The sequence below is a fragment of the Moorena sp. SIO3H5 genome, from assembly GCF_010692395.1.
Taxonomy (GTDB): domain Bacteria; phylum Cyanobacteriota; class Cyanobacteriia; order Cyanobacteriales; family Coleofasciculaceae; genus Moorena.
Genome location: NZ_JAAHHS010000062.1, coordinates 1 through 13,581 on the forward strand (window position 1 = coordinate 1; position 13,581 = coordinate 13,581).

The 13,581-nt window shown below is 41.4% G+C and carries 11 protein-coding genes; 9 read left to right on the forward strand and 2 right to left on the reverse strand.

All coding sequences use genetic code 11. The features are described from left to right. On the reverse strand, nucleotides 1-309 hold a 309-nt coding region (locus tag F6K52_RS09730; protein ID WP_293076824.1), incomplete at its 3' end, for a 7-cyano-7-deazaguanine synthase. A 164-nt stretch (nucleotides 310-473) separates the two neighbouring features. On the opposite strand from F6K52_RS09730, the gene F6K52_RS09735 reads away from it, so the two are divergent. From F6K52_RS09735 to queF, 3 genes are all read left to right on the forward strand, one after another. Then, a complete protein-coding gene (locus tag F6K52_RS09735; protein WP_293076826.1) occupies nucleotides 474-842 on the forward strand; it encodes a hypothetical protein in 369 nt (122 codons plus the stop codon). Between the two features lie 83 nt (nucleotides 843-925). After that, on the forward strand, nucleotides 926-1,363 hold the full coding sequence (locus tag F6K52_RS09740; RefSeq protein WP_293076828.1) for a hypothetical protein: 438 nt from the start codon (nucleotides 926-928) through the stop codon (nucleotides 1,361-1,363). A gap of 25 nt (nucleotides 1,364-1,388) precedes the next feature. After that, nucleotides 1,389-1,808 carry a preQ(1) synthase gene (queF, locus tag F6K52_RS09745; RefSeq protein WP_293076830.1) on the forward strand — a complete coding sequence of 140 codons (420 nt, stop codon included), beginning with the start codon at nucleotides 1,389-1,391 and terminating at the stop codon, nucleotides 1,806-1,808. A 166-nt stretch (nucleotides 1,809-1,974) separates the two neighbouring features. Here queF and F6K52_RS09750 read toward each other — a convergent pair whose 3' ends face one another. Continuing rightward, complete coding sequence (locus F6K52_RS09750; RefSeq protein ID WP_293076832.1) at nucleotides 1,975-2,742, reverse strand: WecB/TagA/CpsF family glycosyltransferase; 768 nt, start codon at nucleotides 2,740-2,742, stop codon at nucleotides 1,975-1,977. A gap of 1,105 nt (nucleotides 2,743-3,847) precedes the next feature. Between F6K52_RS09750 and F6K52_RS09755 the strand changes: the two genes are divergently transcribed. From F6K52_RS09755 to F6K52_RS09780, 6 genes are all read left to right on the forward strand, one after another. After that, nucleotides 3,848-5,515: an alkaline phosphatase family protein gene (locus tag F6K52_RS09755; protein WP_293076834.1), complete on the forward strand. Its 1,668-nt coding sequence runs from the start codon at nucleotides 3,848-3,850 to the stop codon at nucleotides 5,513-5,515. A 359-nt stretch (nucleotides 5,516-5,874) separates the two neighbouring features. Continuing rightward, nucleotides 5,875-6,936: a polysaccharide biosynthesis/export family protein gene (locus tag F6K52_RS09760; protein WP_293076836.1), complete on the forward strand. Its 1,062-nt coding sequence runs from the start codon at nucleotides 5,875-5,877 to the stop codon at nucleotides 6,934-6,936. A 262-nt stretch (nucleotides 6,937-7,198) separates the two neighbouring features. Next, nucleotides 7,199-8,731, forward strand: a complete 1,533-nt coding sequence (locus F6K52_RS09765; protein ID WP_293076838.1) for a hypothetical protein — start codon at nucleotides 7,199-7,201, stop codon at nucleotides 8,729-8,731. Between the two features lie 75 nt (nucleotides 8,732-8,806). Further along, nucleotides 8,807-10,045 (forward strand): O-antigen ligase domain-containing protein, encoded by a 1,239-nt coding sequence (locus F6K52_RS09770; protein ID WP_293076840.1) that lies wholly within the window; start codon nucleotides 8,807-8,809, stop codon nucleotides 10,043-10,045. Between the two features lie 82 nt (nucleotides 10,046-10,127). Next, nucleotides 10,128-11,111 carry a glycosyltransferase gene (locus F6K52_RS09775; protein ID WP_293076842.1) on the forward strand — a complete coding sequence of 328 codons (984 nt, stop codon included), beginning with the start codon at nucleotides 10,128-10,130 and terminating at the stop codon, nucleotides 11,109-11,111. Nucleotides 11,112-11,192: 81 nt separating this feature from the next. Next, a complete protein-coding gene (locus F6K52_RS09780) occupies nucleotides 11,193-13,532 on the forward strand; it encodes an oligosaccharide flippase family protein (RefSeq protein ID WP_293076844.1) in 2,340 nt (779 codons plus the stop codon). Nucleotides 13,533-13,581: the final 49 nt, after the last annotated feature.

Sequence of the window (13,581 nt, forward strand, 5' to 3'; positions counted from 1 at the left end):
TATCGGACCAAACTTTACTGCTTTGTTGCACTGAGAACAGGGGAGTGGAGTAATCCCAGATTGGTAACCCGAGACTAAGTAATCCACAATGTTTTCCTGAAAAACATCGCGACTGTCCACAATGTGGTGGGGAATTCCTAATTGTTCACAGATAAACGCTGCATCGACCATTCCCTCAGAGCAGCATTGACCCTTCCCTTTCATTAACCAAAGGGTCAATCCTACAACTTCGTATCCTTTGTGATAGAGGGTGGCGGCAGCTACGGAACTGTCTACTCCGCCAGACAAGCCAACGACAACTTTATTCATGAACTCAACAGATTTCTACCTTAGGGAGGTATGGCATTGTATAGTATTATTCTAATTCTACTGACCCTTAAGTCCGTCTCACTGAAGTCGAGTGGGCAAAGTAGGATTTCACTCCTATGCTGGAATCATAGAGTAATAGGAGAAATCTCGGAGTATCAGTGCTCATGGCTGGTTTTGGAAATTTGGTTCAAAAAGCGTTTTATCTAGGCGTTGGTATAGCTGCTGCAGCAGGGGAGAGAGCTGGGGGAACCTTGTCAGAAGTGCGAGGTCAAGCTCAGAAACTGGTAGATGAATTGGTAGAAAAAGGGGAAATGACTACCGATGAAGCCCGTAAACTGGTTGAAGATTTAGTGCAACAGGGGCAACAGCAATCCTCTCAAGCTCAGCCTAATGATCCTAAACCTGAGCCGCGCCGGATTGAGATTATTGCTGATGAGGAAGAAGAATCAGCACCACCTGAAGAGCAGAATGTTGACAAACTACGCCAACAGGTGCAAGCTATGCAAGAAGAATTACGTCGGCTCAAGCGCTAACTTATAGCACTTATCTAGCACTTATAATTAACTTGTCAACAACACTGGCTTAGCACATGATGGTTGTTGAGTAAATATTTACTATGGAAGATGATTGGTCTAAAAGTATTTTTGAAACCCTCGAATCAGTGGCTAATATGGTCGATGAGTTCCTTGAGGGTGTCAGTGAGGCTGTTGAGGAGTTTGCCGAGGAGTTTGCCAATGAAGTTGAGGAGTTTGCCAATCAGGTAGACAATGCCATTGGTGCAGAAATTGACCAGTGTTTGCAAGATATTGTTGAACCCTTTGTTGAGATTTATTTTGACTTTGAGGTTATGGTCAGTGAAACGGACGACGATTTTCCTGATTCCGTGACACCATCCTCACAGAAACATCCCGCCTGCATAGGTTGCCGTCATTATCACGGTCAAGCCTACGGTGGAAATTTATTAGTCTGCGCTATGCATCCCTATGGTTGGGACACAGAAGATTGTCCTGACTGGGAATCCCATCCTACTAGAAATTCCTCAAATCGTTTCTAATCCTAGCAAAATCCTAGCAAAACCAATGAGTAATTCCTTTACCCAGGAACAAGCATCACCAGAAGTAGATACACCCCAGATTAAATACGGTGAACAGGAGATTGCCCAGGCAAAACTCATTACCTTTCCCAATCCCCGTATCGGTCGTCCCTATCATATAAACATCACCTTACCGGAATTTACTTGCAAGTGCCCCTTTTCTGGTTATCCGGACTTTGCCACGATTTACATCACCTACGTTCCGAATGAATTGGTGTTAGAACTAAAGGCCCTTAAGTTGTATATCAATACCTACCGCGATCGCTACATCTCCCACGAAGAGAGTATCAACCAAATTTTAGATGACTTCGTAGCTGCCTGTAACCCTGAAGAAGTCACAATCAAGGGGGATTTTAACCCACGGGGTAATGTTCACACCGTTGTAGAAGTGCGACACCAAAAGTAATCAGCACAAACGTAATCGGTAATCTTGAGGATCCAGTTAGCTTGGTCAGTGACCTAAGAGAATGGCTGAATGCTCAATTTTGTCCATCTCTCGGTTCCTGTCCTTTGGATCTTCGAGGTTTTGCTCCAAACTATTCCGATATAAACCGAAACGATATCACTTGGGATCAATTCAGATTGACCCTAGCTGGTGGTAACAAATAACTCTTGAGTTTTTGCTTCAACACTAACCAAAGGAAGACCGGAGCATCAAACAGGTATCGCCGCCACAACCGTCGCGGTTCAGATAATAGCCTGTGTAACCATTCCAATCCTACCTCACTCATCCATACAGGCGACCTTGGTTTAGTGCCTGCTTCAAAATCAAGGGTGGCACCTACTGCCATGAAGATTTTAATGTTTGGTAATTGATCTTTGTACTTGTGTATCCACTTTTCTTGTTTAGGCGCACCAACTCCCACAGCTAGTACTGTAGCTCCAGAGTTCTTAACCATTTCTATGATTTCTTGGCATTCAGCTTCATTCTTTTCAAATCCGAATGATGGGGAGTGCGCAGCGATAACAATTTCTCTGCCAACTCTAGCATTGACATTTTCTTGAGCTTTTTTAGCGACTCCTTCTCGTCCACCTAAGAGAAATATTTTAATAGTCTCGTTGTTTCTGTGATAATCATAAAAAGCTGGAAAAAGGTCAGATCCAGAAATTTTTTCCTGTATGGGTGACCCCAAGAATTTCGACGCATAATACACAACTTTACTATCACATAATCTATAATCGGCAATTCGATATGCCTTCCTGAATTCAGGGTCTTTTTGTAGCTTGACTAAGTGATCGACATTTGGAGTAAAAATAACCCCGCTATCGAGCCGCTTTAAAAGCTCTAGCTTTGATATATTATCAATTTCTAAGTTTATGATTTTGACTATTTCTCTCATGTTTAACCTTTTGACGATGTCTCTCCTAGCTAAGGGATAAGCACTAAAAACATTCAAGCTTTAAAAAAAAAATGTTCAAACTTGGATTCGAACTCAGTCAATTTAACATTTCCATATCTGTTAACCAAATTAGCTTGATACTGTTTATAACAAGATTTTATTTGGTAAAGAATAAAATAACATTATCACAGTTTTAGTAATTTGACTATAGTAGATCTGAAAATTTATTTATTGGTAAATACCCTTAGGTGCGATTGACCCGTAATTTAATTCGCCAGGAGTCGCACCTGTTTTATAGATAGCTGAACCTATAGATATTCCCTAATACAAAAAACAGTAGTACCTTGATGTAGATTACACCAGGGTTTGATAACAACTATCTCATAAATTTTACATAAATCTATTTTGGCATTAGCATTAAGCTCTATTTTACTGTGTTAATAAGCGATTAATTTCGATTATTACAGTTCTATACTTCTTAGAATGATAGATAGGTTTTTACAAGCTTGATTTAGGCTTAATTTAGTTGTTATATTAATTAATTTAGTTATTATGTATTAGGGATTTAATTTAATGAAAATCACTTGTTTTTACGGTTGTATCAGTACTCCTTTACGGTTAATTGATGGTTAGTTAATGGTTGATTTTACCATTAATATCATAGCCTATAGGCGAGTCCAGGCTAGTATTTTCTCTGAGCTTAATAAAATCTTTAAATAGTCTTCATCGACTCTACATAAATGAGCTAACGATGGTAATTTTTACTGATCACGAGTCGTTGTCTTGATCAGGTAGTCTTGATCAGGTTTATGCCTTATTTGAAGAAGATTTTTCAGCAGGGAAGCTCTCCCCAGCCGAGTCTGAGAATTAGGCGAGCTAACAAATGCCTCAACTCTTTGCTACTTATACAATGAGACTACATAGTGTGATTGATAGCAGTAGTCTTTACAGAAACTTTATAAAAGTCTACTCTAAGATTCATCGATCCTTCAACCTTCATCTGTGTGAAGCCGACTATCGTTATTTGTAGGGTTAGATGCTGAGCTAAACTAGGCACACTAATTAACCTACCAGAAAACTACCCACACATCTACCAACCACAACGATGAGAAACCCAGTAATTGCCATTGGCTTGGATGCTGCCGACCCTGCCTTGATAGAGCAATGGATATCTCAAGGGTATCTGAAAAATCTGCGTCGCTTACGAGAACAGGGATCTTACGGACGTCTAAAGACATACGAATACTACCGGGCTGAGACTCCGTGGACAACATTCCTCACTGGTTGTTCTCCTGAGCAAACAGGGTACTGGGCACCTCTCAAAATTAAGGAAGGCACTTACGAAGTAGAAGACATTCAAGCCTACGACTTTGCTGAGTATCAACCCTTCTATGCCTTGGGAGATGACTATCAGGTGGCAGTCTTTGATATGCCTCAAGCTCCCCTGTCCAATCAGGTCAATGGGTTGCAAGTCCTTGCTTGGGGAGCTCACTCTCCTCAGACTCCCAGTCATTCCATACCCAAATCCTTGCTACAGGATTTGATTGATAAGCATGGTGAGCATCCTGTCTTACGCAAAGACCATGCCAGTATTATGGATGTGGCAGCACTCAAGGGTCTTCAGGAACAACTGGAGATTGGTATCGCCCGCCGGGGTGCCATTTGTCAAGACTTGTTGCAGCAGATGCCGTGGGATTTCTTCTTAACAATCTTTGGTGAAACCCATACTGCAGGGCATTACTTCTGGCACCTGAGTCAGCAGGATCATCCTCTCTACCCATCTGTAGGTGCTAAATGCCCTGGAGATCCCGTGTTAGAAATTTTTGAAGCTATTGACGAAGCTATTGGTGGAATTTTGAGCAAAGCCCCGGATAATGCCCAGGTCGTAGTATTTGCTGCCCATGGTATGGGGTCTAACGTCATGGATCTACCGAGTATGTTGTTCCTGCCAGAATTTCTCTATCGCTGGAGTTTCCCAGGTAAATACGGCATTGCTAGTGGCAAATATGGTCAACCCCCAGAACCCCTAGTCAATGATGCCAGGGCGAAAAAGGGTTGGATGGGGAAAGTGTGGAGCCTCAAGCATGAATCGAATCCACTCAAAGGTTTTTTAAGACGTCAACTCCCTACAAAACTTTTCAATCCTATCGAACCCTTGTTTGGTTCCACTCCTGGACCAGATCTGATTTCTCCGTTCAAGATGCAGGCAGAATCCGATCCATTCTTTTTCCAGAGTCCATCGTGGTACCAACCCTGCTGGCCTCATATGAAAGCATTCGCGCTGCCTAGTTATTCGGAAGGATATATCAGGATTAATCTCCAGGGAAGGGAACCTCACGGTATTGTCGCCCCTGATCAATACGATGCTGTATGTGAGGAATTGACTCAAAAACTCTACCAGCTTAAAGATGCTCGCACTGGGGAACCAATGGTCAAGGAAATTATCCGCACCCGCCAATCAGCAACTGAAACCGGTCCGAAATTACCTGATGGTGACTTAGTCGTTATCTGGCAAGAAAAATATGCCACTGACGTAGTAGATAGTCCCGATACTGGACGCATTGGTCCAGTTCCCTTTAATCGTACTGGTTCTCACCGCTCTGATGGCTTTTTGGTGATTAAAGGACAAGATATTGAGCCAGGTTCTAGTTTACCAGCTGGTCATTCTCTAGATTTAGCCCCGACTATTCTGAATTTGATGGGAGCGCCGATTCCTGACTATTTTCAGGGTAAGCCCCTCTCGGCAATTAAAGAAACTGTTGTGGTTGGTTAACTTAAACTTAACTATACCGTTTTTATTTGAGATGTAAATCTAGAAGGTCTTTTGTTATTTTCCAATAAAAATCTGGAGCTCTTGCCCCTCTTGCATACATGCATCTTGCCTATGCGCCTTTTTCGGCAATACGGCTGTTTACAACCTATATACAAACGCTATAGTTACTTACATAGTTTAATTAGTTGCAAAGGGAATTGAGTGTTATTTGTTGAGTGTTGAGTGTTGATCCTCATTCAACACTCAACACTCAAACACTGACCCAAACCCCCCTATACTAAGTGTTATCACGTGTTATCACTAAGTGTTATCACTAAGTAATAGCACTAAGTAATAGTTGTGAACCCAGAGATTCTTCAATGTCCATTCTCAAGTTTTGGATAGCAGGGTTAATTACTACCGTGGCAGCAATAGGTGTATCAGTTCCCAGTTGGGCTCTACCACTGTCTCCTGGCGATCGCCTTAGACTCTTTGTGGCTGGTGAAGAAGAAATCCCAGAAGCTGAACGCTTCAGTGCCACCTATGAAGTTAATCTGGATGGTTACATCAAATTCCCCTACCTAGACCCTATACTGGCAGCGGGTCGAGAAGTATCAGAAATTGAGCAAGACCTAGTCAAGGCTTTGCTGGCAGGGGGCTTTTTTCAGCCTGATTTCCTCAAAGTCAGTATTCAACTCTTTGAGTGGGCTCCAATTCAGGTAACTGTGGGAGGAGCTGTTTTTGAACCTGGTCGCGTTTTGATTAATGATACGGATTCTAAAGGTCGAGACTTACCGGCATCGATTGCTACTGTCTCAGGAGACTATCCTCCAGAACGCTACCTAACCTTTGCTATTTTAACGGCTGGCGGCATCAAACCAAATGCCAATATTCAACAGGTGCGCTTGGTTCGGGGTGAACAGGAACAGGTAATTGATTTATCTGGTGTGTTCACCGGATCACCAGTTAATGATATTCCCTTGATTGCTGGAGACCAAATCATTGTTCCGACTCGGGAGTTGCCTCAATATTATCTCGCCAGACCTTCCCAGCTTACTCCCTCAACTATTCCTGTGTTTCTCTCCAATTTGACTAATCCCAATAATGGAAGAGACCTTAGAATCCAGGAAGTTGAATATGGCTCCCGTCTATCTCAAGCTGTAATTGCTGCTAGTTGTGTTGGAGGTACAGAAACCACAAATGCAGATCGCCGTGCTCTGTTACTGCAAACTGACCGTACTACTGGGGAAACTCTGGCAATAGAACGTTCTGTAGAGGACTTGGTGAAGAAACCTAATGATGAGCAAGTTAATCCAGTGCTGATGCCAAGAGATAGTGTCGCTTGCTATGATTCGACGGTCACTAATGTCAAAAGTGTTTTTGACTTTATTGGGGATATCTTCAATCCCATTCGGATTATTAGAGACATATTTATACCCTAATTCATATTTAGGATAGCTCAAATGTTATAATTATTAATCAAAGAATCACAAGTGATAATATCACGAGATCTGACTCTTCATCAGGGGTGTATTGGCTACGGGTTTAAGCCATTACTTGATAGTGCGATCAAACTATCTGCTAAGTCTTTAATAATATAAAATATAACTATAAGTTAAGACTACAACTTAACACTACTTAACACTACAACTTAAGACTACAACTTAAAACTAAAAATGTGGATTTGCCAGGTGAGATGCTCCAATGACTACTAATTATAAGACTATAGCCCCATATCCCTATGAAAAATCAAATCTCATGCCTCTACGTTGGCTATTTTACTTGTGTTTAGGGATATCTATTAATGCTGGAATTTGGGGCTTAACATTTTTTTATTTGAAATCAGCTCAGCCAACTTATACCAGTACATGGAGAGTATCACTTCCTGTCAATGGCTCATCCACCAGAATTAATATCCCAGAATTAGGGGGAGCGAGTTCAGATGTTAGGTCACCATTTGGCGATCGCTCCCATGACCCGAGGGAAAAGATGAAATTCATTGCGGAAAGTAAGCCGGTACTGAATAATGCTAGCAGTCAACTGAACATGTCCCCTGAAGAGTTGGGCAAGCCTAGGGTCAAAATCGTTGACAATTCAACTATGATGGCCTTTGAAATCAAAGGAGACTCTCCTGAGGAAGCCCAACAAAAAGCTTTGGCTATGTACCAGGCTTTCGAGGATAGACTTGAACAACTTAGGCAAGAAGAATTAGTAGATAATCAGCTACCAGTTCAAGCTGATTTGCAGGCAGCTAAGAAAAATTTAGCAGACATTCAGACAAGCCTGTCTGAACACAAAGCTAGAACCGGATTGAACTCGAAAGAACAAGTTAACCAGCTATCATCTACTATCGAAAGTTTACGACAACAACAAATCGATTTGTTGGCCCAAGGGCGAGAAGCAAAAGCCAATCTCAGCAACCTCTCAGCTAATCTAAAGCTGTCCTCTGGACAAGCTGCTGATGCTTTTGCACTTAAGGCTGACCAGATATTTCAGCAAACTCTAAGGGAATACAGTCAGGCTACCGCAGCCCTGACGGTTTTGAGTTCCAAATTCGGTTCCAAGCATCCATCTGTAGTGGACGAAAAGAGCAAGCAAGAGAGTGCTAAAGCAGCTTTGCTACAGCGTAGTCAATCTCTGTTAGGTCGCCCCATGTCTTTGGCAATTATCGACCAGCTCAGTGTTAACTCTGGGCCTGAAACTGGTTCTTCCCGGGAAAATCTGCTGCGCCAAATTGTTGAGGTGCAAGCACGGCAAGAGGGTGTGGAAGCTAGAGCCTGGGTATTAAGCAACCAGATTGCTGAGCTGGAAGCCAAACTCAGACAAATGAGCCAGGATGCCTTGAGGATGGAGATCCTAGAACGCAATATGCGCATTGCGGAAACTATCTATGCTTCAACCTTAACTCAATCAGCAATTGGTCGATTCAACCAATCCCTTTCCTATCCCCAAGTTCAGCTGCTAGCTGAACCAAGCTTACCCCCAGACGCGATAGCACCGAAAAAGTCATCGGCTTTACTTGGTGCAGCAGCTGGTTCCTTGTTAATTAGTGCAGGACTATTTTTACTCTGGTTACGTCCCCATTTACAAGGTAAATCACAGCCCTCAATCTACGGCAAAGTAGAATCGTTTAACTCTGATGTTCCACCCTTACGTTCTCAACCATCAAATAATAGCTTGACAACATCTAATAATAGCTTAACATCGCCAATCGGGAACCAAAGAAAAGATTTTTGATGCAACTAATCCATTTTTTATCAAGCTAGACATCATAGACTGGCACCAGTAACCTAAGCCATTAGGCAGGCTTTAATGAAACCGCAAAACTTTGAAGAAAAAGTAGTTTTCTATTATATAATTTCCACCTACTTATTATTTTTTTTAGGTGCACAGTTTGTTTTTGCCCCAGCCCTAGCTTGGCTGCTAACCTTTTATCTCATTAAAAAGCTTTGGCAGCAAACATCAGATACTCCACCGGAAGAAAGGATTCGGATTCCGATTGGAGTCTGGATCTGGATTGTTTGCATATCAGTCATTGGTTTAGCCTTAGTTGTGGGTCATTTGGATTGGGGCTTCTCAACTATTAAAACTATCAAATCTTTTATTAACTCCTTTTTGAGAACTTGGGCGCTTCTGGCCTTATTTCCTTTAATTGGTTCCCTCAACATCCGACCACAAATAATCTATAGAGCAATTTCTATCCTTTCCCTACAAACTCTGATCTTGGTACCACTTACCTATGGGTTAAGTCTGACTGGGTTAGAGATGCCCTTGTATACTAGCAGCCTAATGGCAAAAATTGGGGGTAACAGTGATCGTTACTACGCCATAAGTCCTTACGTGATAAAAAGTGGTGAAACACGCCTTTTCTTATTTGCTCCTTGGGCTCCAGCATTGGCATTTGCCTGTAACGTACACTTTTTCCTGAGTAGTAGAGACCCAGACATAAAGTGGCGTTTTATTGGTATGATTGGCTGTGCTGCTGCAATTGTGGGTTCAGTGTCACGGATGGGGATAATCTGCTTAGTGGGTATACCAATACTGGTAACATTTTTGGTAAATCTAACCGAACCCGCTATCCAAATTACAGCAGGAATAGGCAGTTTTATTGGTGGTCTATTTGGTCCCCAACTGCTGATGATAGCTAGAAACTTGAAAGACTCTTTTTCCAGTCAAAGATCTGCTTCGTCGCGGGTTAGGTCGGCCTTAGCTCGGCTTTCTCACCGTAAGTGGGAAGAAGATGCACCGATTTGGGGTCATGCCATTAAAGTTGGTAAAGGCCCTGATGTTGTTGCTGGTATGCCTATTGGAAGCCACCACACTTGGTATGGTGCTTTATATACTCATGGAATCGTCGGGTTTATTGGAATCTTAATCCCTATAGTCTATACTTTTATAGAGCTTTTAATTAAAGCTCAAAGGAGTAAAGTTGCCACAACAGCACTAACAATACTATTAATTTGTATCCTGTTCTCGTTTGGTGAAAATCTAGAGGGATTAGCTTACCTATACTGGCCTGGTTTGGTTGTAATAGGAATGGGACTAAAATAAAAAAAAATTCTCAAGGGGTTTTTATAGACCTTTTGTGGAGAATTACCATGCACTAATTATATACAAGAAAAGGATAATCGCCATGCCCACCATATCTGTAATAGTTCCAGTTTATAACGGAGAAAAAACTATATTAGAAACGATCCAATCGATTCAAGCACAAACGTTTTCAGATTTTGAGTTAATTGTTATTAATGACGGCTCCACTGATGGGACATTAGATGTCATCAGTACAGTCAACGATCATCGATTGAAAGTGTTCTCCTATGAAAATGGCGGATTACCAGTGGCTCGTAATCGTGGTATTCGTCGCTCTAGGGGCGAATTTATTACGTTTATAGATGCTGATGATTTATGGAAACCCGATAAATTGGAGCTACAGTTAGCAGCACTGGAAAAAAAACCTGAAGCTGGAGTGGCTTACAGTTGGACTGCCTTTATAGATGAGAATAGCAAATTTTTGTTTGCTTGGCAACCACTTTATTGGGAGGATAATGTTTATCCCCAATTACTAATTCGTAACTTTATATCCAGTGGTTCCAATATCATGGTTAAGCGGAAGTATATTGAAGCCGCTGGAGAATTTGATCCATCCCTGAAATCAGTTGAAGATTGGGATTATTACCTCAGGCTAGCAGCTTTATGTCCTTTTGTACTGGTTCCTAAATACCAAATTCTCTACCGTCGCTCTTCCCAGTCAATGACCTCTAAAGTGGATGTCATGGAGAACGCAAACCTAATTGTAATTGAAAGAGCATTCAAGGCAGCTCCACCAGAACTCAAGTCTCTTAAAAACAAGAGTTTAGCAAATGCTTATCGTTATCTGGCTAAGCAATGTATAGCTAATGCTTTTGATGAGGAAGGAGTAAAGCTAGCTAGTCAAAAACTCAGCTATTCCATAAAGCTTTACCCCAAAATTATGCTAAGTAATGAAACTATGCGTCTAATTTTAAAACTATTAATTATTAAACTTATTCCTAAAAAAATAGCTGGACATTTAATCCAAGTCATCGGCAAAAAAATGCCGATGGTATCTGTGGATAATCGGATGATTTCAGAGCACTAACTACCACTAATTTTTTTTTTTACAGATATCAACTTCGAAAGATATCAATCATCACAAGGATGGCAGGATGGGAGATCCACTGTGAAAATTGTCAAAACAATCGGGAGTCGCATAAAGCACAAACTAGGTAACAGTAGCACTTTTACTCGCAATCTTGGTTGGATGGGAGTCGCCCAGGCATTTATTCGGGTTTCCCGCTTAGGTGCAACGTTTATCTTACCACGGTTCTTAACTCCCCATGATTTTGGATTAGCTGCACTGGTTCTGACGACCTATGAATATTCACAAACAGTAACGCGGATCGGTGTTCATGCTAGAATTATACAGGCGGAAGCTGATGAGCTAGAAGATATTTGTAATAGTGCTTATTGGTTAAATTGGGTACTTTTTGGAAGTCTATTTGTTTTCCAGTGTCTTGCTGCTTTTCCAGTTGCGTGGTTTTATAAAGATAACAAACTAATTTTACCCATTTGTCTGTTAGCATTTAATTTTTTAATTGCTCCCTTAGGGGCAGTACAGTCAGCACTAATTCAAAGAGATAATCGAATTCAAATAACGGCTACTGCTCGAGCTCTCAGATATGCCACCGCCAATATTCTAACCGCTGTCTTTGCTGTTCTTCATATGGGAATGTGGGCGATAGTACTGCCCATACTAATAGCTAGCCCTATAGAATTCATTAGCTATCTGTTCAAACATCCCTGGCGGAGAACTGGCTCTTTCACAACCAAATACTGGGGAAAAATTTTTAGCTTTGGAATCAATTTCCTGGGAATTGAACTTTTAAAAACTCTGAGGGAAACTCTCGACTATATTATCATTGGTCGCTTTATAGGAATTGACCTATTAGGTGTTTACTACTTTGCTTACAATGCTGGCTTGGGAATTAGCTTAACTATCGTCCAATCGATTACTACTGCTTTATACCCTGCCCTATGTGAAGTACGAACAAACTTATCGAAATTTAAGCAAACATACTTTAACAGTCTAAAGACGATTGGAAAAGTAATTGTTGGTTTTGTTGCTTTACAATCAAGTCTAGTTCCGTTTTATATCCCCATTATGGTTGGGGAAAAAATTAATACGGAAGGCTGGAGTATGGTGGTTCCCATAGTGATTTTAGTTTGCTTATCAGCAATTCCTAGACCGTTTGATATTGCTGGATTTCAGCTTTTGGCAGCCATTGATAAACCGCAGATTGGCTTGCTCTGGAATATCTTATTTACCATGATATTTTCCTGTAGTCTGCTGATAGCAGTGAAATCGGGAATCATCACGGTGGCTATATCGGTTTTACTGGTTCATGCCCTTTTAATTCCCTTATTTGTGGTTTGGTCTGCTAGGTATGTCTTTGGTAAACCTCAAACCTCTCCTGTAACCTTAGAGCATACTGTACTCCAATCTCATACTGTACTCCAATGTCACGATGAGACTGATACTGATCAGTTTTATGTCAGCCAATGGACATTATCATTCGCCAGTAGTGGGACATTCCCTAACACTCAGGGTTCTGAATTTCGTGATGCTGACAGTAATAACAGTAATAACAGTCATAGCAGTGCAGGGTTAAGCGATCGCATTGATGATCCCAGAAAACACCTGAAGTTGATAGCTGAAAGTGTGACGGTTTTAGAAGAAGCTGCAAAGCAGCTAAATATATCTGTAGATAGCTTAGATAAGCCTTCGATTCAACTAATCGATAACTCTACAATGATGGTTTTTGAAATTTCAGGAGTCACCCCTGAGGAAGCGCAACGAAGAGCCTTCGCCATTAATCAGGCGTTTAACAAAAGACTGGAACAACTCAGGAAGCAAGACATTGCTCAACAACAAAAGACTATCCCAGAGTATATAAAGTCAGCCGAAAACGATCTAGAAAAAGCACAGCAATGCCTAGCTGAAAAAACTGCGAACATAGGATTGCCCTTAAACCAGCTCTTAGAGACAATAGAAGCACTACGGCGTAAAAAGATTGAATTACGGCGCAAAAAGATTGAATTGCTGGCTGAACTAGTCCGCACTCAGTCTGATCATGGTTATTATGCAAATCCTCAGATCATGAATCCTATTCACAATCAGCCTCAAGCTAGCTTATTCCAAGATGATCCACCCTTAGAAATGGATGATATTAAACTACAACTACAAGGTAGTGAGGACAAGGCTAGGGATCTAGAGTTTCAGATTTCTCAGCTTGAAGTAAAACTTAGCAAAATGTCCCAAGATGCCTTGACTCTGGAGATATTAGAGCGAGATTTACGCATTGCACAAACCGTCTATTCCTCTGTTTTAAGCCAATGGGAAATGGTTCAGTCAGACTCATCTATTATGTATTATCCTCAACTGCAATTGGTAGCGGGTCCCACCTTACCCTCTAGATCACAAATGCCAGATAGTCTAGTACACTTGGGCAGAAAATTGTGATCATTTCCTGGAAATATGATAGTGCTCAGGAAACAATTTTTAGTCGTCA